The organism is Streptomyces sp. LE64 (assembly GCF_052606915.1).
In genome coordinates, this window is sequence record NZ_CP199708.1 from 2,310,742 (window position 1) to 2,331,565 (window position 20,824).

At 72.3% G+C, this 20,824-nt stretch carries 25 protein-coding genes and 4 tRNA genes; 9 read left to right on the forward strand and 20 right to left on the reverse strand.

Annotated features, from left to right (window positions below; translation table 11 throughout):
* Positions 1–98: 98 nt before the first annotated feature.
* From rplL to ACSMX9_RS10340, 8 genes are all read right to left on the reverse strand, one after another.
* Positions 99–482 carry a 50S ribosomal protein L7/L12 gene (gene rplL / locus ACSMX9_RS10305; RefSeq protein ID WP_351244539.1) on the reverse strand — a complete coding sequence of 128 codons (384 nt, stop codon included), beginning with the start codon at positions 480–482 and terminating at the stop codon, positions 99–101.
* Between the two features lie 131 nt (positions 483–613).
* The gene (gene rplJ, locus ACSMX9_RS10310) at positions 614–1,150 is read right to left on the reverse strand and encodes a 50S ribosomal protein L10 (RefSeq protein WP_366114088.1); all 537 of its coding nucleotides are present in this window, start codon (positions 1,148–1,150) and stop codon (positions 614–616) included.
* A 294-nt stretch (positions 1,151–1,444) separates the two neighbouring features.
* Positions 1,445–2,383, reverse strand: coding sequence for a hypothetical protein (locus tag ACSMX9_RS10315; protein ID WP_445401788.1), 939 nt, complete (start codon positions 2,381–2,383; stop codon positions 1,445–1,447).
* Positions 2,384–2,534: 151 nt separating this feature from the next.
* A complete protein-coding gene (rplA, locus tag ACSMX9_RS10320) occupies positions 2,535–3,263 on the reverse strand; it encodes a 50S ribosomal protein L1 (protein ID WP_351244545.1) in 729 nt (242 codons plus the stop codon).
* 147 nt (positions 3,264–3,410) lie between these two features.
* Entirely contained in the window at positions 3,411–3,845 is a 435-nt protein-coding gene (gene rplK / locus ACSMX9_RS10325; RefSeq protein ID WP_351244547.1) for a 50S ribosomal protein L11, read from the reverse strand.
* Between the two features lie 194 nt (positions 3,846–4,039).
* The gene (nusG, locus tag ACSMX9_RS10330; protein ID WP_445401790.1) at positions 4,040–4,912 is read right to left on the reverse strand and encodes a transcription termination/antitermination protein NusG; all 873 of its coding nucleotides are present in this window, start codon (positions 4,910–4,912) and stop codon (positions 4,040–4,042) included.
* A gap of 91 nt (positions 4,913–5,003) precedes the next feature.
* Positions 5,004–5,291, reverse strand: a complete 288-nt coding sequence (gene secE, locus ACSMX9_RS10335; protein ID WP_445401792.1) for a preprotein translocase subunit SecE — start codon at positions 5,289–5,291, stop codon at positions 5,004–5,006.
* A gap of 114 nt (positions 5,292–5,405) precedes the next feature.
* A tRNA-Trp gene (locus tag ACSMX9_RS10340) sits at positions 5,406–5,478 on the reverse strand.
* A gap of 226 nt (positions 5,479–5,704) precedes the next feature.
* Here ACSMX9_RS10340 and ACSMX9_RS10345 point away from each other — a divergent pair.
* A complete protein-coding gene (locus ACSMX9_RS10345) occupies positions 5,705–6,931 on the forward strand; it encodes a pyridoxal phosphate-dependent aminotransferase (protein WP_366114085.1) in 1,227 nt (408 codons plus the stop codon).
* Between the two features lie 184 nt (positions 6,932–7,115).
* Positions 7,116–8,156, forward strand: coding sequence for an adenosine deaminase (locus ACSMX9_RS10350; RefSeq protein ID WP_366114084.1), 1,041 nt, complete (start codon positions 7,116–7,118; stop codon positions 8,154–8,156).
* Positions 8,157–8,175: 19 nt separating this feature from the next.
* Here the strand turns inward: ACSMX9_RS10350 and ACSMX9_RS10355 are convergent, their stop codons facing one another.
* On the reverse strand, positions 8,176–8,793 hold the full coding sequence (locus ACSMX9_RS10355; protein WP_445401794.1) for a TetR/AcrR family transcriptional regulator: 618 nt from the start codon (positions 8,791–8,793) through the stop codon (positions 8,176–8,178).
* Between the two features lie 78 nt (positions 8,794–8,871).
* Here ACSMX9_RS10355 and ACSMX9_RS10360 point away from each other — a divergent pair, with 78 nt between their 5' ends.
* Positions 8,872–9,519, forward strand: coding sequence for an NAD(P)-dependent oxidoreductase (locus ACSMX9_RS10360; protein ID WP_445401796.1), 648 nt, complete (start codon positions 8,872–8,874; stop codon positions 9,517–9,519).
* A gap of 20 nt (positions 9,520–9,539) precedes the next feature.
* Positions 9,540–10,079: a GNAT family N-acetyltransferase gene (locus tag ACSMX9_RS10365; protein ID WP_445401798.1), complete on the forward strand. Its 540-nt coding sequence runs from the start codon at positions 9,540–9,542 to the stop codon at positions 10,077–10,079.
* Positions 10,080–10,086: 7 nt separating this feature from the next.
* Here the strand turns inward: ACSMX9_RS10365 and ACSMX9_RS10370 are convergent, their stop codons facing one another.
* The 6 genes from ACSMX9_RS10370 to ACSMX9_RS10395 form a co-directional block, all read right to left on the reverse strand.
* Positions 10,087–11,142 (reverse strand): UDP-N-acetylmuramate dehydrogenase, encoded by a 1,056-nt coding sequence (locus ACSMX9_RS10370; RefSeq protein WP_445401800.1) that lies wholly within the window; start codon positions 11,140–11,142, stop codon positions 10,087–10,089.
* Positions 11,143–11,330: 188 nt separating this feature from the next.
* Complete coding sequence (locus ACSMX9_RS10375; RefSeq protein ID WP_445401802.1) at positions 11,331–11,771, reverse strand: MaoC family dehydratase; 441 nt, start codon at positions 11,769–11,771, stop codon at positions 11,331–11,333.
* A gap of 2 nt (positions 11,772–11,773) precedes the next feature.
* Complete coding sequence (locus ACSMX9_RS10380) at positions 11,774–12,226, reverse strand: MaoC family dehydratase N-terminal domain-containing protein (RefSeq protein ID WP_351244565.1); 453 nt, start codon at positions 12,224–12,226, stop codon at positions 11,774–11,776.
* 123 nt (positions 12,227–12,349) lie between these two features.
* Positions 12,350–12,514, reverse strand: a complete 165-nt coding sequence (rpmG, locus tag ACSMX9_RS10385; RefSeq protein ID WP_003948671.1) for a 50S ribosomal protein L33 — start codon at positions 12,512–12,514, stop codon at positions 12,350–12,352.
* 90 nt (positions 12,515–12,604) lie between these two features.
* A tRNA-Met gene (locus ACSMX9_RS10390) sits at positions 12,605–12,677 on the reverse strand.
* 49 nt (positions 12,678–12,726) lie between these two features.
* Positions 12,727–12,799: transfer RNA gene (locus ACSMX9_RS10395), tRNA-Thr, on the reverse strand.
* Between the two features lie 319 nt (positions 12,800–13,118).
* On the opposite strand from ACSMX9_RS10395, the gene ACSMX9_RS10400 reads away from it, so the two are divergent.
* The gene (locus ACSMX9_RS10400) at positions 13,119–14,384 is read left to right on the forward strand and encodes an amidohydrolase family protein (protein ID WP_445401804.1); all 1,266 of its coding nucleotides are present in this window, start codon (positions 13,119–13,121) and stop codon (positions 14,382–14,384) included.
* A gap of 52 nt (positions 14,385–14,436) precedes the next feature.
* Entirely contained in the window at positions 14,437–15,093 is a 657-nt protein-coding gene (locus ACSMX9_RS10405; protein ID WP_445401806.1) for an NAD(P)H-binding protein, read from the forward strand.
* Between the two features lie 131 nt (positions 15,094–15,224).
* On the opposite strand, the gene ACSMX9_RS10410 is transcribed toward ACSMX9_RS10405, so the two are convergent.
* A complete protein-coding gene (locus tag ACSMX9_RS10410; RefSeq protein ID WP_445401807.1) occupies positions 15,225–15,437 on the reverse strand; it encodes a hypothetical protein in 213 nt (70 codons plus the stop codon).
* Positions 15,438–15,843: 406 nt separating this feature from the next.
* On the opposite strand from ACSMX9_RS10410, the gene ACSMX9_RS10415 reads away from it, so the two are divergent.
* Together ACSMX9_RS10415 and ACSMX9_RS10420 are read left to right on the forward strand one after the other, a co-directional pair.
* Positions 15,844–16,503 carry a DUF4360 domain-containing protein gene (locus ACSMX9_RS10415; RefSeq protein ID WP_445401809.1) on the forward strand — a complete coding sequence of 220 codons (660 nt, stop codon included), beginning with the start codon at positions 15,844–15,846 and terminating at the stop codon, positions 16,501–16,503.
* A gap of 335 nt (positions 16,504–16,838) precedes the next feature.
* Positions 16,839–17,501, forward strand: coding sequence for a DUF4360 domain-containing protein (locus ACSMX9_RS10420; RefSeq protein ID WP_351248263.1), 663 nt, complete (start codon positions 16,839–16,841; stop codon positions 17,499–17,501).
* A gap of 99 nt (positions 17,502–17,600) precedes the next feature.
* On the opposite strand, the gene ACSMX9_RS10425 is transcribed toward ACSMX9_RS10420, so the two are convergent.
* Together ACSMX9_RS10425 and ACSMX9_RS10430 are read right to left on the reverse strand one after the other, a co-directional pair.
* Complete coding sequence (locus tag ACSMX9_RS10425; protein ID WP_445401811.1) at positions 17,601–18,428, reverse strand: hypothetical protein; 828 nt, start codon at positions 18,426–18,428, stop codon at positions 17,601–17,603.
* Positions 18,429–18,597: 169 nt separating this feature from the next.
* Positions 18,598–18,679 (reverse strand) — tRNA-Tyr (locus ACSMX9_RS10430).
* A 189-nt stretch (positions 18,680–18,868) separates the two neighbouring features.
* On the opposite strand from ACSMX9_RS10430, the gene ACSMX9_RS10435 reads away from it, so the two are divergent.
* Positions 18,869–19,357: a YajQ family cyclic di-GMP-binding protein gene (locus tag ACSMX9_RS10435; RefSeq protein WP_351248259.1), complete on the forward strand. Its 489-nt coding sequence runs from the start codon at positions 18,869–18,871 to the stop codon at positions 19,355–19,357.
* Positions 19,358–19,456: 99 nt separating this feature from the next.
* Here ACSMX9_RS10435 and ACSMX9_RS10440 read toward each other — a convergent pair whose 3' ends face one another.
* On the reverse strand, positions 19,457–19,852 hold the full coding sequence (locus ACSMX9_RS10440; RefSeq protein ID WP_445401813.1) for a YccF domain-containing protein: 396 nt from the start codon (positions 19,850–19,852) through the stop codon (positions 19,457–19,459).
* The gene (gene htpX, locus ACSMX9_RS10445; protein ID WP_445401815.1) at positions 19,849–20,712 is read right to left on the reverse strand and encodes a zinc metalloprotease HtpX; all 864 of its coding nucleotides are present in this window, start codon (positions 20,710–20,712) and stop codon (positions 19,849–19,851) included. The genes ACSMX9_RS10440 and htpX overlap by 4 nt, the downstream gene beginning before the upstream one ends.
* Positions 20,713–20,824: the final 112 nt, after the last annotated feature.

Here is a 20,824-nt window from a genome sequence, read left to right on the forward strand (position 1 = left end):
TGATCGCCGTTGGGGGCCTCCGCGTTACAGCGAGAGGCGGACGAGGGGCGCCGCGGGGGCGCCGCACTCGTGCGGGAGTCCGCTGGACTCCCGTGGGGTCACTTGACCTCGACGGAGGCGCCGGCGGCCTTGAGGGACTCGGCAGCCTTCTCGGCGGCGTCCTTGGCGACCTTCTCCAGGACGGGCTTCGGGGTGCCGTCGACGAGGTCCTTGGCCTCCTTCAGACCCAGGGAGGTCAGCTCGCGCACGACCTTGATGACCTGGATCTTCTTCTCGCCGGCGCCGGTGAGGATGACGTCGAACTCGTCCTGCTCCTCGGCGGCCTCGGCGGCCGGGGCGCCGGGGGCACCGGCGGCAACGGCGACCGGGGCGGCGGCGGTGACGTCGAAACGCTCCTCGAACGCCTTCACGAACTCGGAGAGCTCGATGAGGGTCATCTCGTCGAACTGCGCGAGCAGGTCTTCCTGGCTGAGCTTCGCCATGATGGGCGATCCTTCCACTAATTCGGCAGGTGCCGGATGTACATGTCAGGCGGGCGTACGTCGGGCCCGCGGCGACCGTCCCCGCACCGACGCGGATGCGTCAGGCGGCGGCGGTCAAAGTGCGAGCCGAGTTACTCGGCACCGCCCTGCTCGCCCTCGGCCTTCTTGGCACGAAGCGCCTCCGCGGTGCGGACGAACTTCGAGGGAAGCGCCTGGAAGAGCGCGGCAGCCTGGGACTGCTTGCCCTTCATGGCACCCGCCAGCTTGGCGAGCAGAACCTCGCGGGACTCAAGGTCCGCAAGCTTCTTGATCTCATCGGCGGACAGCGCCTTGCCGTCAAGGACACCGCCCTTGATGACGAGATTCGGGTTGTCCTTGGCGAAGTCACGAAGACCCTTCGCCGACTCCACCGGGTCACCGGTGACGAAGGCGACCGCCGTCGGACCGTTGAACAGGTCGTCGAGCGTCGAGATCCCGGCCTCATTGGCAGCGATCTTGGTCAGCGTGTTCTTCACCACGGCGTACTGGGCGTTCTCACCGAGCGAACGGCGCAGCTGCTTGAGCTGTGCCACGGTGAGACCGCGGTACTCGGTCAGCACGGCGGCGTTCGAGCTGCGGAACTTGTCCGTCAGCTCGGCAACCGCGTCAGCCTTGTCGGGCCTCGCCATGAGCCTCGGCCTCCTTCCGGGTGATTCGGACCGCGCGGACCCGAAGGAGGACTGAGGAAAACAAAACGCCCCGGCGCAGGGCACGGGGCGTAGCTCTACCGAACGGATACGGGATACCCGTCCAGGAGCACTTCCACGGTCACCTGCGCGGGTCGTTCGCAGTTCAGCGAACCTTCGGCCACCGCGACCCGGACGGGCACGCGGCAAACAACCAGCGGTCTTTGGCTTCTCGGGAAGCGTACGGGACCGGGTGCGCGCCAGGCAAATCGTCCCCGGCGGGGGGTGCGTCCGCCGTCAGCGGGCGCCGTGCACCAGCGCCTCGTAGTCCACGGTGTCCGCGGGGTCGGGGGCGGGGCGGGCCGTCACCCGGGCCCCGAAGTCTCGGTAGTGCGCGGTGCTGCGCAGCACGCCGGCCGCGGTGCGGCTGCGCTCCGTGCGCTTCACCAGTCGACCCGCGGAGTCCACCCACACCTCGATCCGCTCCTCCGTGATCCCCGCGGCCCGCAGGCGTTCGCGCACCGCCTCCGCCCGCTCGGCGGCCGGCCCCCGGGTGGGCAGCTCCGCCGGGCGGACGGTGCCCGCGTAGCGGGTGGTCTCGACCCCGCGGACCACCGCACGCCCGGCCTCCCGGACGTCCGGGGCGAGCAGCAGGAGATCCATCGAGCCGCCCGGGCTCACGTCGGCGGCGGAGGCCCCGCGGGCGGCGTCGTGCCGTATCCAGTGCCGACCTCCGGTGCGGGCGGCGAAGGCGTCGCCCATCCGCGCGTAGTAGGCGCCGTCCACGTACCGCGCCTCGGTGGCGTCCGCGCCCCACTCCCGCAGGGTCTCGGTGAGGGTGCCGCCCGTGTAGCGGATGGCGAGGGTGCCGTGCAGCCCGTCCGACCAGCCGAGCACCCCGGTGGTCTCGGTGGACACCGTGCCGTCCAGCGCCATGACCGCACTGACCCGTGCGGACCCCGCGGCCCGGGTGCGTTCCGCGGCGGTGCGCAGTGCCCGGAGCACCTCCCGGGGCGGCGGGGAGGCGGTGGCCGCGGGACGGGTCGCCGGGGCGTCGCCGTCGGTGCAGGCGGACAGGGCGAGGAAGCCGCCACCGACGCCCAGCAGCAGCGGGGCCAGCGAGAGCGCCCCCCACGAGAGCCAGGTGTGGCGCCGGCCGATCCGGCGCGCCGGGGCGCGGAACGTCCCGGTGGCGCGCGTCCGCCCGTCGCCGGTCCGTCGCGTGTTGCGCCGCATGGTCCCCGCCCCCGTTCCCCCGTGTGGGTGCCGCTGGTGGGCACGCTAGCGCAGGCGGGGCCGAACGCCCGAGGAACGGCGCAGGGCCCCGTGCCGCCGGAGAACCGGACGGTACGGGGCCCTGCGGTCACGCGGTCGCGTGCCCGGTCGCTCAGACGGCGGCCGGGTCCTCCTCGACGAGGAGGTTGCGGGTGCGGTTGGCGTCCACGGGAACGCTGGGGCCGACCGTGGTGGTGATGGCGGCCTTCTTGATGTAGCGGCCCTTGGCGGCGGACGGCTTCAGACGGAGGATCTCCTCCAGCGCGGCGCCGTAGTTCTCCACCAGCTTGGTGTCGTCGAAGGACACCTTGCCGATGATGAAGTGGAGGTTCGAGTGCTTGTCGACGCGGAACTCGATCTTGCCGCCCTTGATCTCGGTCACGGCCTTGGCCACGTCCGGGGTCACGGTGCCGGTCTTCGGGTTCGGCATCAGACCACGCGGGCCGAGGACGCGGCCGAGACGACCGACCTTGCCCATGAGGTCCGGGGTGGCGACGACGGCGTCGAACTCGTTGAGCCGCTGGCCCTTGGAGATCTCGTCGATCAGTTCGTCGGAGCCGACGATGTCGGCGCCCGCGGCACGCGCGGCCTCGGCACGCTCACCGGTCGCGAAGACCAGGACCCGGGCGGTCTTGCCGGTGCCGTGCGGGAGGTTCACGGTGCCACGGACCATCTGGTCCGCCTTGCGGGGGTCGACACCGAGCCGGAAGGCGACCTCGACGGTGCCGTCGAACTTGGACGTCGAGGTCTCCTTGGCGAGACGCACGGCTTCGAGCGGGGCGTAGAGCCGGTCCCGGTCGATCTTGGCGTCAGCGGCGCGGAGGGACTTGCTGCGCTTCACTTCTGCTCCTGTACAGAGTGTCGTCAGGCGGTCGAGCCGCCGGACGGGAACGGAGTCGTGGTGCGGGCCGGCGCGGGCCCTGCCACTTTCTGGAAGGTCGTACGGGTCGCATCCGTCCGGGCGCGGGGCCCGAGAGGCTACGGGAGGTCAGTCCTCGACCGTGACACCCATGGACCGGGCGGTGCCCGCGATGATCTTCGCGGCGGCGTCCAGGTCGTTGGCGTTGAGGTCGGGCATCTTGGTGGTGGCGATCTCGCGGACCTGCGCCTGGGTGATCTTGGCGACCTTGGTCTTGTGCGGCTCGCCGGAGCCCTTCTCCACGCCCGCGGCCTTGAGGATCATCTTCGCGGCCGGCGGGGTCTTGGTGATGAAGGTGAAGGAACGGTCCTCGTAGACCGTGATCTCCACCGGGATGACCCAACCGCGCTGCGACTCGGTCGCGGCGTTGTAGGCCTTGCAGAACTCCATGATGTTGACGCCGTGCTGACCCAGCGCGGGGCCGACCGGCGGAGCCGGGTTGGCGGCACCGGCCTGGATCTGGAGCTTGATCAGCCCCGTGACCTTCTTCTTCTTGGGAGGCATTGCTCTCTCCGGGTCCTAGTGAGAGGTGTGAGCGCTCCAGCCGATCATCCGGATGGAGGCATACCGCACAACGATAACGGGTAGCGCGGTGCGGAGAAAAACCGACAGGTCAGAACGGTCGCGGGGACCGTTCTGACCTGGTCGGAAGTCGTCTGCGGGGCCGGGCGGCCCGGAGGTCGACCGGCCCGGCGGCGTCAGTTCTTCTGGATCTGGTCGAAGCTCAGCTCGACCGGGGTCTCGCGACCGAAGATCTCGACCAGGCCCTTGACCTTCTTCGAGTCGGCGTTGATCTCGTTGATCGTGGCCTGGAGGGTGGCGAACGGGCCGTCCGTGACCGTCACCGAGTCGCCGACCTCGAAGTCCAGCACCTGGACCTCGACCTTGCGCTGCGGCACCGGGCGGCCCTCGGCGTCGGCGGCCTCGCGGGCGGCCTTGGCCTCGGCCTCCGGGGCGAGCATCTTGACGATCTCGTCCAGGGTCAGCGGGTACGGGTCGTAGGCGTTGCCGACGAAGCCGGTGACGCCCGGGGTGTTGCGGACGACGCCCCAGGACTCGTTGGTGAGGTCCATGCGGACCAGGACGTAGCCGGGGAGCTTGTTCTGGCGGACGTTCTTGCGCTCGCCGTTCTTGATCTGGACGATCTCTTCCTCGGGCACTTCGGCCTGGTAGATGAACTCCTCGACGTTCAGCGAGACGGCGCGCTGCTCCAGGTTTGCCTTCACGCGCTTCTCGTAGCCCGCGTAGGTGTGGATCACGTACCACTCGCCGGGCAGGGTGCGCAGCTCCTCGCGGAGGGCGGCGACCGGGTCCACCGGCTCGGGCTCCTCCACGGCGTCGGCCTCGGCGTCGTCCGCGGCCTCGGCGTCCTGGTCGGTCCCGTCCGCCTCGTCCTCGGCCTCGGTCGTTCCGTCGACCTCGGTGTCGTCCTCGGCCCGGTCCTCGTCGACGTCGACGCCCTCGACGACGTCACGCTCGTCCTCGGTGGACCCGCCGGCCTCGGCGGACTTCACGGACTCCGCAGCGACCTCATCGGACTCGACGGCGTCGTTCAGGTTCGGGTCAGACACGGTGGCTGCTTCTTCCTGGTTACAGAGGGGTGGAACAACGCGAAAGGGACGCCGAGGTCGGCGTCCTTCGCTGGGGGCTGTGCTTCCGGCATCAGCCGAAGACGTACTTCGCGACTTTGTCCAGGCCGAGGTCCAGCACGCTCACGATACCGATCATGATGACCACGAAGATGATCACGACGATCGTGTAGGTGGTGAGCTGCGAGCGCGTCGGCCAGACGACCTTGCGCAGTTCCGCGACGATCTGGCGGTAGAAGAGGGCGAGGCGGCCGAAGGGACCCTTCTTGCCGCGCTTCCCGCCCTTGCGCGCCTTCTTCTCCGAATCCGGAGCGTCGTCCTGAGCATCAGGCATGTCGATGGAGCCCACGGCGTCCGTCACTCTTCCTCACCTGATTCCCGGGTCGGCCGTGCCGCGCCCGGTTGAGCCGCACGGCGGTGCATTGCGTACGTACGTGCCATACATCCACACATCCGGAAGGGGAGGTGGGACTTGCAGGGCCGGAGGGACTTGAACCCCCAACCGCTGGTTTTGGAGACCAGTGCTCTACCAATTGAGCTACGACCCTTTGGTTCGCCCCAACGTACCGCATCCGGGCGACCGCGGGGTGTGCGATCGACGGGTGCGGCCGGTGTCGGCCAACGAGGAGAGAGTGTACGTGTTCTGCGCGCCGACGTCGAACAGCGGCCGCCGCGGGGGCCGTCGGGGGCGCCCGTGGCGGCGTTCCCGGGCCCGCTGCCCAGTGGGTGAAACCCGCGTACCGGGCCGGCTCCGGGTCTGGAAGCATGGGGCGCATGAGCGCTGCAACCTCCCCGACCGAACGCCGGGTCTCCGCCCGGATCGGTGCGATCTCCGAGTCCGCGACCCTCGCCGTCGACGCCAAGGCCAAGGCCCTCAAGGCCGCCGGGCGTCCGGTGATCGGCTTCGGCGCCGGCGAGCCCGACTTCCCGACGCCCGACTACATCGTCGAAGCCGCCGTCGAGGCGTGCAAGAACCCGAAGTTCCACCGCTACACCCCCGCCGGTGGGCTCCCGGAGCTGAAGGCCGCCATCGCCGCGAAGACGCTCCGCGACTCCGGCTACGAGGTCGAGGCCGCGCAGGTCCTGGTGACCAACGGCGGCAAGCAGGCGATCTACGAGGCGTTCGCCGCGATCCTCGACCCGGGCGACGAGGTCATCGTCCCGGCGCCGTACTGGACCACCTACCCGGAGTCGATCCGGCTCGCGGGCGGCGTCCCGGTCGACGTGGTCACCGACGAGACCAGCGGCTACCGGGTGACCGTCGAGCAGCTGGAGGCCGCGCGCACCGAGCGGACCAAGGTCCTGCTGTTCGTCTCGCCCTCCAACCCGACCGGCGCCGTCTACAGCGCCGAGGACACCGAGGCGATCGGCCGCTGGGCCGCCGAGCACGGGTTGTGGGTGCTCACCGACGAGATCTACGAGCACCTGGTCTACGGCGACGCCGTGTTCACCTCGCTGCCCACCGTGGTGCCGGAGCTGCGCGACAAGTGCATCGTGGTCAACGGCGTCGCCAAGACGTACGCCATGACCGGCTGGCGGGTGGGCTGGCTGATCGGTCCGAAGGACGTGGTCAAGGCCGCGACCAACCTCCAGTCGCACGCCACCTCCAACGTCTCCAACGTCGCCCAGGCCGCCGCGCTCGCCGCGGTCTCCGGCGACCTGACGGCGGTGGCCGAGATGCGGGAGGCGTTCGACCGGCGCCGGCGGACGATCGTGCGGATGCTGAACGAGATCGACGGCGTGGTCTGCCCGGAGCCGGAGGGCGCCTTCTACGTGTACCCGTCGGTGAAGGCGCTGCTCGGCAAGGAGATCCGGGGCCAGCGGCCGACCAGCAGCGTGGAGCTGGCCGCGCTGATCCTGGACGAGGTCGAGGTGGCGGTGGTGCCCGGCGAGGCCTTCGGCACCCCGGGCTACCTGCGGCTGTCGTACGCGCTCGGCGACGAGGACCTGGCCGAGGGCGTGTCCCGCATCCAGAAGCTGCTGGCGGAGGCCACCGACTGAAACTGGGGGCACCCCGTAACGTTACGGGGTGCCCCCGGTCACGCTGGCCACTCTGCTGCGCACACGTCACGTGCGTCACATCGGAGCGGGCTCCCCCTGGTGGGAGCCCGCTCCTTCGTTCGGGCAAGGACCCGAACGGGGAAAGCCGGTACCGGCGGGGCGTCCGGTGCGGCAGGATCCTGGGATGGAGCACGTTCGAGACCTCGGCACCCTGCCGAAGGCGCATCTGCATCTGCACTTCACGGGCTCGATGCGGCCCGGCACCCTGTTGGAACTGGCGGACAAGCACGGGGTGCACCTACCCCCCGCACTGACCGGGGCCGAACCCCCGGTGCTGCGCGCCACCGACGAGCGCGGCTGGTTCCGCTTCCAGCGGCTGTACGACATGGCCCGGTCCTGCCTGCGCGATCCGGAGGACATCCAGCGGCTGGTGCGGGAGGCCGCCGAGGAGGACCTGCGCGCGGGCTCCGGCTGGCTGGAGATCCAGGTCGACCCGACCTCGTACGCGCCCCGGCTGGGCGGGCTGATCCCCGCGCTGGAGATCATCCTGGACGCGGTGGACACCGCCGCGCGGGACACCGGGCTCGGGATGCGGGTGCTGGTCGCCGCCAACCGGATGAAGCACCCTCTGGACGCCCGCACCCTGGCCCGGCTCGCGGTGCGCTACGCGGACCGGGGCGTCGTCGGCTTCGGGCTCTCCAACGACGAGCGGCGCGGCATGGCCAGGGACTTCGACCGGGCGTTCGCCATCGCCCGCGAGGGCGGCCTGCTGTCCGCGCCGCACGGCGGGGAGCTGACCGGCCCGGCCTCGGTCCGGGACTGCCTGGACGACCTGCACGCCGACCGGGTGGGCCACGGGGTGCGGGCGGCGGAGGACCCGCGGCTGTTGAAACGGCTCGCCGACCGGGGGGTGACCTGCGAGGTCTGCCCGACCTCGAACGTGGCGCTCGGGGTGTACGACAAGGCGGCGGACGTGCCGCTGCGGACCATGTTCGACGCGGGGGTGCCGCTGGCGCTGGGCGCCGACGACCCGCTGCTGTTCGGGGCGCGGCTCACCGAGCAGTACGAGCTCGCCCGGACCGTGCACGGGTTCTCCGATCCGGAGCTGGCGGAGCTGGCCCGGCAGTCGATCAGGGCCTCGGCGGCGCCCCGCGAGGAGCGGGAGCGCCTGCTGGGCGGCGTCGACGCCTGGCTGACCGCGCCGCCCGCCGCTCCGGTGTCCTGACCCGGGGCCCCGGTCGGGCTCAGCGGAGTCCGGCGAGCAGGGTGCGGGCGGCGGACCGGGCGAAGTCGTCCAGGGACTGCGGGGGCTCGCCGGACCGGGTGGCGTCGTAGGCGAAGGCGCGTTGGCAGCAGGCGCCCATGAGGAGGGCCGCGGCGGTGTGGGGGTCGGCGTCCGCGCGGACACGGCCGGCCCGCTGTTCGGCGCGGAGGTAGTCGGCCAGTCCCTCGATGAGCAGGTGGGGGCCGGCGCCGATCCGGCGGAGGGCGTCGTCGTGGCGCCGCTTGAGGCGGAGTTCGGCGAAGAGGGAGGCGCCGATGGGGAAGCTCTGCTCGTAGAAGAGGCTGGCGAGCCGGGCGATCTCGGCGAGGTTCTCCTCGACGTCCCCGGTGCCTGGTTGTCCGGCGAGCCGTTCCATCAGCGGGCCGAGCGGTGGCAGCCGCTCTTCGAGGACGGTGACGAAGACCTCCTCCTTGCTGGTGAAGTACTTGTAGAGAGCGGCCTCCGAGCAGCCGGCGGTGCGGGCGATCTCCTTGGTGGTGGCGCGGACGATGCCGACGGTCCGCATCAGTTCGTGCGCGGCGTCCACGATGCGGGTGCGGGCGGGGGGCCGGACGGGGGTGGGGCGGTCGTTGGGCACGGGGGCTCCGCTTGACGGGTGGGTGCGGGAGTACCCACTCTAGGGGTGAGTGAATACTTACCCACCTTGGAGGGGTTGATGAGGATCACGGTGTTCGGTGCGACCGGCGGGGTCGGCCGGGAGATCGTCCGGCAGGGCCTGGCCGCCGGCCACGAGGTGACCGCGGTGGTGCGGGACCCGGCCCGGCTCACGGTGACGGCGGCGCCCGGGGACCCCGGCACCCTGGAGGTGCTCGACACCGACCTCACCGCCCCCGAGCAGGTGCGGGCCGCGGTCGCCGGGCGGGACGCGGTGCTCTCCGCGCTCGGCCCGCGCGACCGCAAGGACCCCGGGGTGACCGCCCGGCTCACCCGGGCGGTGCTGGCGGCGATGGCCGCCGAGGACGTCCGGCGGCTGCTGGTGGTCAGCGCCGCCCCGCTGGCCCCCACCCCGCCGGGCGAACCGCTGGTCGACCGGCTCACGGAAGCCGTGGTGAACGTGGTCTTCCGGGCGGCCTACGCCGACATGCGGGCGATGGAGGCGGCCCTGGCCGGGAGCGGGGCCGACTGGACCGCCGTCCGCCCGCCCCGGCTGCTGGACGGACCGGTCACCGGCCGGTACCGCACCGTGGTCGGCGGGAGGCCGAAGTCCGGCCGGACCCTCAGCCGGGCGGACGTGGCGCATGCGATGCTGGCGATGGTCGAGGACCGCGGGACGGTCCGGCAGGCGGTGGGCGTGGCGGACTGAACCACGACGGAGGGGGCCGGATGATCGCGTTCCGTCGGCTGACCGAAGCCGACTTCCCGCTGCTGGGCGACTGGCTCGCCCGACCGCACGTGGCGCGCTGGTGGCACCACGACCCCTCCCCCGCCGCGGTGGCCCGGGACTTCGGTCCGGCGGCCCGCGACGAGGAGCCCTCGCACGACCTGCTCGCCCTCCTGGACGGCGAACCGGTGGGTCTGGTGCAGCGGGTGCGCCTCGCCGACTACCCCGACTACCGGGCCGCCCTCGCCGCCCTGGTCGAGGTGCCCGCGGGCGCCCACACCGTCGACTACCTGATCGGCCCGGCCGAACGCACCGGGCAGGGGCTCGGCCCGCGGATGATCGCCGCGGCCCTCGCCGAGCTGTGGACCGCCGACCGGGACGCCTCCTGCGTGATCGTCCCGGTGGTCGCCGCCAACCGCCGTTCCTGGCGGGCCCTGGAACGCGCGGGACTGCGCCGGGTGGGCAGCGGCCCGCTGGAGCCGGACCACCCGCAGGACGACCCGCTGCACCACCTCTACCGGATCGACCGTCCGACGACCTGAGCGCCGGTCAGAGGCGGACGCCCACCATCACCGGTTCGTTGACCAGGGTGACGCCGAACGCCTCCCGCACCCCGGCCACCACCTCGCGGGCCAGCGCCAGCAGGTCCTCGGTGGTGGCCGAGCCCCGGTTGGTGAGGGCCAGGGTGTGCTTGCCGGAGATCCGGGCGGGCCCGGTGCCGTACCCCTTGGCGAAGCCGGCGCGGTCGATCAGCCAGGCGGCCGAGGTCTTGGTGCGCCCCTCCCCCGCCGGGTAGGCGGGCGGGGCGGCGTCCGGGCCGAGGCGGGCGGCGACCCGCTCCCGGAAGGCGGCGAAGGCGGCGTCGGTGAGGATCGGGTTGGTGAAGAAGGACCCGGCGGACCAGGTGTCGTGGTCCTCGGGGTCCAGCACCATGCCCTTGCCCGCACGCAGCTTGAGGACGGTCTCGCGGGCCCGCTCCAGCGGCACCCGGTCGCCCGCCTCGACGCCCAGCACCCGCGCGGTCTCGGCGTACCGGATCGGCGCCGACAGCCCGCCCGCGTCCTCCAGGGCGAACCGGACCCGCAGGACCACGTACCGGTCGGGGTCGTCCTTGAAGCGGCTGTGCCGGTAGGAGAAGGCGCACTCCGCGCCGCTGAGGGTGACGGTCTCCCGGGCCCGGCGGTCGTAGGCGACGACCTCCTCGATGACGGAGGCGACCTCCTGGCCGTACGCGCCGACGTTCTGGATCGGGGTGGCGCCCGCGGAGCCGGGGATGCCGGCGAGGCACTCGATCCCGGCGAGCCCGGCGTCCACCGCCCGGGCCACCGCGTCCGTCCAGACCTCGCCCGCGGCGAGCTCCAGCCGGGTGCCGTCGAGGTGGAACCCCCGGGTCGCCATCCGCAGGGCGGTGCCCGCGAAGCCCGCGTCCCCGACCACCAGGTTGCTGCCGCCGCCGACGAGCAGCAGCGGGGTGCCCGAGTCGTCGGCGGCCCGGACCGCGTCGACGACCTCGGCGTCCGTGGTCGCGGTGATCAGCGTGGTGGCGGGCCCGCCGAGCCGGAAGGTGGTCAGCGGGGCGAGCGGGGCATCGTGGGTCTGGCGCACCCGACAAGACTACGGGGCGGGCCGGGAGCCCGACCGGCCCCGTGGTCCGGTGCTCGGGCCGCGTTCTGCGCCCGGTCCCGTGCGGCGGCGGGCGGGGAGGGGCTTCCCGGGATGTCGGCCCGGGCCGGCGGACGGCGGTGGGCCGCCGTCCCGGCTCGGGACGGCGGCCCACGGATGCCCTCGGGGGCTCAGCCCAGTTGGACGACCGCACGGGACATGCCGAGCACCTTCTGCCCGGCGGCGGTGGCCGTGAGGTCCACCCGGACCCGTCGCCCGTCCAGCTTGGCGCCGATCTTCGCGCTGACCTCGATGGTGGCGCCCTCGTCGTCGTCGGGGACGACGACCGGCTTGGTGAAGCGGACACCGTACTCGACCACGGTGCCGGGGTCGCCGGTCCAGTCGGTGACCACCCGGATCGCCTCGGCCATGGTGAACATGCCGTGCGCGATCACGTCCGGCAGCCCGACCTCCTTGGCGAAGCGCTCGTTCCAGTGGATCGGGTTGAAGTCGCCGGAGGCGCCCGCGTACCGGACCAGTGCGGCGCGGGTCACCGGGAAGGTGGCGGCGGGGAGCTCGGTGCCCACCTCGACCTCGTCGTAGGAGGGCACCCTCGTGTTCTCCGTCGTCATCGTCACGCCTCCTCGGCCGCGCGGGCCACCAGCTTGGTCCAGGCGGTCACCACGTGCTCGCCGCTCTCGTCGTGGACCTCGCCCCGGACGTCCAGGATGTCGTTGCCGGCCATGGACTTGACGCCCTCGATGGTGCTGGTGACCGTCAACCGGTCGCCCGCCCGGACCGGACGGCGGTAGGCGAACCGCTGGTCCCCGTGGACGACCCGGCTGTAGTCGAGGCCCAGCTGCGGATCGGCGATGACCTCGCCCGCGGCCTTGAAGGTGATCGCGAAGACGAAGGTCGGCGGGGCGATCACGTCCGGATGCCCCAGCGCCTTCGCGGCCTCGGGGTCGGTGTACACCGGGTTGGCGTCGCCGACGGCCTCGGCGAACTCCCGGATCTTCTCGCGGGCCACCTCGTACGGCTCGGTGGGCGGGTAGCTCCGCCCCACGAAGGACTGATCGAGCGCCATGGGCGCGGCACCTCCTGGTCTTCCGTCACACGGCCACGCGCGGACGTACGTGCTGGAGTACTGCGGAACAACGACGCGAGGCCGCCCCCGGAACGTGGGGACGGCCTCGCGTACGAGCCTGGATTATCGCGTTTCGCGGTGCGCGGTGTGCGCGTTGCAACGCGGGCAGTGCTTCTTCATCTCCAGTCGGTCCGGGTTGTTACGCCGGTTCTTCTTGGTGATGTAGTTCCGCTCCTTGCACTCCACGCAGGCCAGCGTGATCTTCGGGCGGACGTCGGTGGCAGCCACGTGAGTGCTCCTTGACGAACGGATGGAATGGTATTAACGCAAGAAAGAGTAGCCGATCGAAGGACCGACCCCGCAATCGGCTACTATCAGTAGCGGTGACCGGACTTGAACCGGTGACACAGCGATTATGAGCCGCTTGCTCTACCGACTGAGCTACACCGCTGTGATGCGTTGCAGCCCCCCGCCCGAGAGCGGGAGACCTCACACACCAGAGCCCCAAAACGGAATCGAACCGTTGACCTTCTCCTTACCATGGAGACGCTCTGCCGACTGAGCTATTGGGGCGAGCGAGGAAGACATTACACGCTCGCCCGCCGTTCCCCCAAATCCGTTCACCGGTGGCGCGCAAGGGCCCGCACGGCCGTTTCCCCGTCGTGCGTCGGCCCCTCCGCCACCCGGTGCGCCGGGCGCCCGCCCGGCCCGCCCGGCCCCGCCCCACCGGCGTCCCCGCTGGTCACGCCCGCCCCGGGCGGGCGTACCCCGGCCGTGCGTCCGTCGCACCACAATCCGTACGACTAATGCGCTCCTCCCGGACGCCGCCCGGTCGCCGTCCTAGGCTCGGCTCACGCTGTGTGATCACGCAGGCCGAGCGCCCAGGAGAGCGATGCCCGACAGCCAGCCGCAGCAGCCGCCCTCCGGCTCTCCCCGCCCCTCCGGCGACGACGGCGCCGCGGCCGACGGCTCGGGGCTGCTGCTGTGCGGGGCCCGCCTGGTGGACGGGCGGACCGTCGACGTGCGGATCGGGAGCGGCCGGATCGAGGCGGTCGGCACCGCCGGCAGCCTCACCGCGTACGCCGCCACCCGGCTCGACCTCACCGGATACCTGCTGCTGCCCGCGCCCGCCGAACCCCACGCCCACGCGGACACCGCGCTCTCCGCCGACGCCCCCGGCCCCGTCCCGTACGACGTCCAGGACGTCCAGCGGCGCGCCACCGAGGCCGCGCTGCTCCAACTCGGGCACGGGGCGACCGTGCTGCGCAGCCACGTCCGCGTCGGGGACGTGGCCGGGCTCGGCGCGCTGGAGGCGGTGCTCCAGGCCCGGCGGGCGCTGCGCGGGCTGGCCGAGCTGTCCGTGGTGGCGATGCCCCGGCTGCTGACCGGGGTGGCGGGCGCGGACGGGCTGGCGCTGCTGCGGGACGCGGTCCGGATGGGGGCCGCGGCGGTGGGCGGCCGCCCCGACCTCGACCCCGACCCCACCGGGTACGTGCAGACGGTGCTGGAACTCGCCGCCGAGCACGGCTGCGCCGTGGACCTGCACACCGACGGGGACGACCCGACCCGGTTGGCCCGGCTGGCGGCCATGGCCGGCGGGCTGCGCCCCAAGGTCGCCCTCGGCCCCTGCGGGGGACTCGCCCACCTCCCCGACCAGGCCGCGGGGCGGGTCGCCGAACGGCTCGCGGCGGCCGGGGTCTTCGTGGTCTGCCTGCCGCAGGGCGGCTGCGGGGGCGCGGAGCGGCGGGAGACCGCCCCGGTGCGGCTGCTGCGGTCGGCGGGGGTGCGGGTGGCCGCCGGCAGCGGGGCGCTGCGGGACACCGGCAACCCGGTGGGCCGCGGCGACCCGTTGGAGGCCGCCTACCTGTTGGCCTCCCGCTACGGGGTGCGGACCGACGCGGCGTACGACACCGTGTGCGCGACGGCCCGGGAGGTGCTCGGGCTGCCGCCGGTGCGGGTCGAGGCCGGTTTCCCGGCCGAGTTGCTCGCGGTGCGCGGGCAACGGCTGGGCGCGGTGCTGTCCCTGGGGTACAGCCGGATCGTGATCCACCGGGGGAGGGTGGTGGCCCGCACCAGCGCGGTGCGGGAGTACTGCGACTCGGCGGCCGCCGCGGCCCTGGAACTGCCCCGGCAGGGACGGCCCCAGGCACCGGGCTGACGCACGGCGGCGCCTGGCCGCCCGGCGGGCGCGGCGGGCGTACGGTCGGGACATGCGGATCGTCATTGCTGGAGGACACGGTCGGATCGCGCTGCGGCTGGAGCGGTTGCTCGCCCGGCGGGGGGACGCGGTAGTGGGTCTGGTGCGCCGGGCCGAACACGCCGAGGACCTGCGGGCCGCCGGGGCCGAGCCCGTGGTCTGCGACCTGGAGGCCGCGGGGGTCGAGGAGGTCGCCCGGCACCTGTCGGGCGCCGACGCGGTCGTGTTCGCGGCCGGGGCGGGGCCCGGCAGCGGCGCGGCGCGCAAGGACACCGTCGACCGGGCCGCGGCGGTGCTCCTCGCGGACGCGGCCGAACGGGCTGGCGTGCGCCGGTTCGTGGTCGTCTCGGCGATGCGGGCCGACCCCGAGCACCCGGGCGACGAGGTGTTCGACGCGTACCTGCGGGCCAAGGGCGCGGCCGATGCCGACGTCCTGGCGCGCGCCGGTCTGGACGCCACGGTGCTGCGGCCCGGCCTGCTCACCGACGACGCGGGCACCGGGCTGGTCCGGTTGGAGGCGTCCACGGGGCGGGGCCCGGTGCCGCGCGACGACGTGGCCGCGGTGCTCGTGGAGTTGTTGGACACCCCGGCGACGGCCGGACTGACGCTGGAGCTGATCTCGGGTCGGGTGCCCGTGTCGGTGGCGGTGAAGGGCGTCGCGGGCAACTGAGCGCGGGGGCACGGGCCGGCGGGCGTCGCGGGGCGGTCCCGTGGCGCCCGCCGGTGCGTGCGCGGGGGTGCCACGGGTCCGCGGACGGCCGTTTCCGATCGCTGCCGGATGGGAGCGTTCTCAGGAAGCGTTCAGAAGAGGGGCAGTTGCCCGGGGAACTGCGGGGGTGCGTATCCGTCGAGAGCGGGTTGTGCCGCCCCGAGCGCGGCGATTGCGCGTGACCCGGGGCAGGAGAGCAGAGAACCGGCGTCCCGCGCGCCGGGTGGGTCGTGACGGGCGAAGCGCCCCGCGACAACGGCGATTTCGCGGCGGCACCGGGGGCAGAGCCTACGGCGACTGGACATCCCACCAGTGTGCCCCGGACCACTGACAACAGCCCGCGGCACGCCCCCGCGTCACATGCCGAACGGGCTCCGCGCCCGAGCCTTCGGCGGGGCGAAGAACGGCTGGAAACAACCGCCGCAGCGGTCGGGAGACCGAGGGGACGGGTTGCCGTCCTCGCAGCTCACAGACCTCTCCTCGCCCCGTGTTCAACGGTTGACGCCTGGACGGCTCACGCGTTTCTCACATCCTCATCTGGCTCCCATGCGGACTCGACATGCTGCGTGCCGCACACCCCACCGAGGCCGAAACCTTTCGGCATCCGGCCGCCCGTTCCGCGTCCCGCGCGGACGGCATGACCACCCCCCACCCGCGCGGCGGCACAGGCTCGTCGTGCCGCCGTGGGGGCCGGCACTGGACAGGAGAACCATGGTTCGTGCTCTGCTCGCCTCCGGCGCGGCGGTCGCCGCACTCCTCGCGACGGCCCTTCCCGCCCACGGCGCCGGCGCGTCCGCATCCACCATCGAGGCGCCGCCGGACAAGATCGTGATCGAGGTCGCGACCGTCAACGGCTCCGGCTGTCCGGCGGGCACCGCCGCCGTCGCCGTCTCCCCGGACAACACCGCCTTCACGGTGACCTACAGCGACTACCTGGCCAAGGTCGGGGGCACCTCGCTGCCGACCGACTTCCGGAAGAACTGCCAGCTCAACCTGATCGTGCACGTCCCGCACGGATTCACCTACGCGATCATGAGCGCCGACTACCGCGGCTTCGCCTCCCTGGAGCCCGGTGCGTCCGGGGTGGAGAAGGCCTCCTACTACTTCCAGGGCTCACCGGCCACGGCGTTCCGCTCGCACACCTTCAACGGGCCGCTCCTCGAAGACTGGCAGGCCACCGACACCACCGAGTGGGCCAACCTCGTGTGGGCCCCGTGCGGGGTGAAGCGCAACCTCAACATCAACACCGAGCTGCGCGTGAACGCGGGCACCTCGGACCGCACCAAGACCAGCTTCATGACGATGGACTCCACCGACGCCGCCCTCGACACCGTCTACCACCTGGCGTGGCGGGAGTGCCCGGCCGCGTGACCCCGAAGACTCCGTCGAGGGCCGCCCCGGGACGCGACGGCCCCTGACGGAAGCCCGCCCCGGCGGGCCCCGCACACCCGCTCACCGTGCGGGACGCCCGCCGGGGCGCGGCGCCCGGTGTCCGTCGTCCGCCGGACCGCCGCACCCCCGCGGCGGCCCGGCGGACGGTGGACACGGAACACGGGTCAGGCCCGGCAGAGGGACGTACGGCAGCCACCCGCCCACCCCCGCTCTTCCGCCCGACCGGTCGTCCGCCAGGCCGGACGACCGCCCACCTGCCGACCGCGGCGCCGACCCGGTGCCGCGGCGGTCCTCACGCAACGGACAGGAGAACCATGGTTCGCGGACTGCTCGCCTCCAGCGCGACCGCCGCACTCATCGCGGCGGTCATCCCCGCGCAGAGCGCGACCGCATCGGTCACCACCCCCAGCGCACCGCCCCCCGGCAAGGTCACCGTGGACGTGGTGACCGTCAACGGCTCGGGCTGCCGCGCGGGAACGGCGGCCGTCGCCACTTCGCCCGGCAACACCGCCTTCACCGTCACCTACAGCGACTACCTGGCCCAGGCGGGCGGCGCCTCGTCGCCGACCGGGTTCCGGAAGAACTGTCAGCTCAACCTGCTCGTGCACGTCCCGCAGGGCTTCACGTACGCCGTCACCAGCGTCGACTACCGCGGCTTCGCCTCCCTACAGCCGGGCGCCACGGGCGTGCAGAAGGCGTCGTACTACTTCCAGGGCGCCTCCGACACCACCTCGCGGACCCACACCTTCAACGGCCCGCGGGCGGACGACTGGCAGGCCACCGACAGCACCGACTGGGCGTCCCTGGTGTGGGCTCCCTGCGGGGTCAAGCGCAGCGTCAACGTCAACACGGAGCTGCGGGTGCTGCTGGGCGGTTCCGACCCGGCGGAGACCAGCTTCATGACCATGGACTCCACCGACGGCAGCGTCAGCACCGTCTACCACCTGGCCTGGAAGGAGTGCCCGACCGCCTCCTGAGCGGCCGTCACGAACGCCGCCGGCCCACGGGTGAGCGGGCCGGCGGTCACCGGGGGTCCGTCCGCCGCTGGTCACCTCGGACGGACCCCCTCCGCCGCCTCAGCGCACGTCGACGAAGTCGGCGGTGCTGGTGGCGGGCCCGGTCGCGGAGTCGCCCTGGTACACCCAACGGTAGTAGCCGTCGACCGAGGCGGTGACCGTGGTCCTCAGCGCCCCGGTCCGGCTGGTGGTGGCCTTCTTGACCGTCGTGAAGGCGTCGGTGCCCTTGGCGCGGAACTGGAGGCTGGCCGTGCGGTCGCCGTAGCCGTCGTACCTCTTGGTGCTCCAGTTCGCCCGGGTCAGCTTGCCCGTGACGGTGACGGTCCGGCCCCGGACCACCGGCTCCGGCGAGGCGTCGACGGTGGTCCTGGAGACGCGCCTGAGGGGGACCGTCAGGGAACGCGTCTCCAGTTCGCCGGTCAGGAAGCCCCCGCTGGGCTTCCACAGTTGCAGCGCGACGCCGACCTTCCAGGAGGTGGCGTCGCTGTTGGAGTCGACGTGCTCCTGGCTCGGCTCCGGGTTGATGTAGAGGTGGCCCTCGCAGCGGGCCCGCCGGGAGTCGACCTCGTAGCAGATGTAGCTGCCCGGGCCGATGTAGTTGTCCCCGGTGTCGGTCGCCCTGGTGATGCTGCCGCGGTAGAGGAAGGGTTCCCCGCCGTAGCTGAAGGGGTTCGCGGTGCTGTAGCCCCGGGGCAGGGTGATGCGGAAGCTGAGGGGCGGCTCCACCACCTTGGTCGTGCCGACGAGGATCGGCTTGCCCTTGTTGATGACGATGTCCGACACCGTGATGCCGGTGTCCGCGGCATGGGCCGTCGACGCGTTCAGCGTCGAGAGGCCCAGCGCCCCCACGAGCGCGGCCACCGCGGCGGTTCGTCTGCCTGTCTTCATTCCCCACCCCATCAGGAAGGACGCTGCCGTCAAGAAGGGCGGCAGCCTATCCGACGTGTCCCTGCTCTGCGTGCCCGACCTGCGGCGATGCCTCGGCGGAGGCTCCGGGGGGAGGGCATGACGAAGGGCCCGCGACCACTGGGTGGTCGCGGGCCCTTCGTCATCCGTGTGGCGGCGCCAGGATTCGAACCTGGGAAGGCTGAGCCGGCAGATTTACAGTCTGCTCCCTTTGGCCGCTCGGGCACACCGCCTGGGATATCGCTGGAGACCGGGCGTTTCCGCTGTGCTCTCCGGCGACGACGTAAACGATACCCGATCCCCGGGGGTGCTTCGCCACTCGATTGAGCGGCACCCCCCGGCGGAGCGGTGGCTAGGCTTTGCGGATGCGGTCCCGGCCCCGAGGCCGCATCCCACGCACCCGATCCAAGGAGCCACAGCACATGGCCGACTCCAGTTTCGACATCGTCTCGAAGGTCGAGCGGCAGGAGGTCGACAACGCCCTCAACCAGGCGGCGAAGGAGATCTCGCAGCGCTACGACTTCCGCAACGTCGGGGCGTCGATCGCCTGGTCCGGTGAGAAGGTCCTGATGCAGGCGAACTCCGAGGACCGGGTGAACGCCATCCTCGACGTGTTCCAGGGCAAGCTGGTCAAGCGCGGCATCTCGCTGAAGGCGCTGGACGCGGGCGAGCCGCAGCTGTCCGGCAAGGAGTACAAGCTCTTCGCCTCGATCCAGGAGGGCATCTCCCAGGAGAACGCCAAGAAGGTGGCGAAGATCATCCGGGACGAGGGCCCGAAGGGCATCAAGGCCCAGGTGCAGGGCGAGGAGCTGCGGGTCAGCTCCAAGAGCCGGGACGACCTCCAGGCCGTCATCGCCCTGCTGAAGGGGCAGGACTTCGACTTCGCGCTCCAGTTCGTCAACTACCGGTAGTCGCTGCCGCCCGCGCGGCGGGCGGCACCGCCGATGGCGTTCCGCGGCCCCGGCCCCTCCGCGCCCCCTCGTCGGGGCGGAGGGGCCGGGGCCGCGCCGTCACCAGCGGCCGGCGAACGGCCGGTCGGTGCTGACGATCTCCTTGCCGAGCGGCATCAGCGAGACCGGGATCATCTTGAAGTTCGCCAGGCCCAGGGGGATGCCGATGATGGTGAGGCACTGGAGGACGCCCGTGACGACGTGGGTGAGCGCCAGCCACCAGCCCGCGAGGACCAGCCACAGGACGTTGCCCACGCAGGACGGCGCGCCCGCGCCGGGGCGGTCCACCACCGTCTGTCCGAAGGGCCACAGGGCGTAGACGCCGATGCGCAGCGCCGCCAGGCCGAAGGGGATGCCGATGATGGTGACGAAGAGGAGGAGGGCGGCCAGCAGGTAGCCGAGGAACAGCCAGAACCCGCTGAACACGAGCCAAATGACGTTGAGGATGGTCTTCACTGGTGTGGTCCTGCCATCTGTTCGAGTCGGGCGATGCGCTCGGCCATCGGCGGGTGGGTGGAGAACATCTTGGACAGGCCCTGGCCGGGACGGAACGGGTTGGCGATCATCATGTGGCTCGCCGTCTCGATCCGCGGCTCCGGGGGCAGGGGCAGTTGCTTCGTCCCGGCGTCCAGCTTGCGCAGGGCGCTCGCCAGCGCCAGCGGGTCACCGGTGAGCTGGGCCCCGGAGGCGTCCGCCTCGTACTCCCGGGAGCGGCTGACGGCCAGCTTGATCACGGAGGCCGCGAGCGGGCCCAGGATCATGATCAGCAGCATGCCGAGGAGGCCGGGGCCCTCGTCGTTGTCGGAGCGGCCGATCGGGATCAGCCAGGCGAAGTTGACCAGGAACATGATCACCGAGGCGAGGGCGCCGGCGACCGAGGAGATCAGGATGTCGCGGTTGTAGACGTGGCTCAGCTCGTGGCCGATCACCCCCCGCAGCTCGCGTTCGTCCAGGATGCGGAGGATGCCTTCGGTGCAGCACACCGCGGCGTTGCGCGGGTTGCGCCCGGTCGCGAAGGCGTTCGGGGCCTCGGTCGGGGAGATGTAGAGCCGTGGCATGGGCTGTCTGGCCTGCGTCGACAGCTCGCGGACCATGCGGTAGAGCGCCGGCGCCTCGAATTCGCTGACCGGCCGGGCACGCATCGCGCGTAGCGCCAGCTTGTCGCTGTTCCAATAGGCGTAGGCATTGGTGCCCAGGGCGATGACCAGGGCGACGATCAGCCCCGTGCGCCCGAAGAAGCTGCCGATGACGATGATGAGCGCCGACAGCCCTCCGAGGAGAACAGCGGTCTTCAACCCATTGTGCCGGCGGTGCACAGTAAGCCCTCCTGGTGGTGCGGCAGGGGAACCCTCTGCTCCTTGGTGCTGTGTGCCGCGGTGGGGGGCCGCGGCGGCTCTTCCACGGTCCAGTGGACCCTCCCGTACTGGT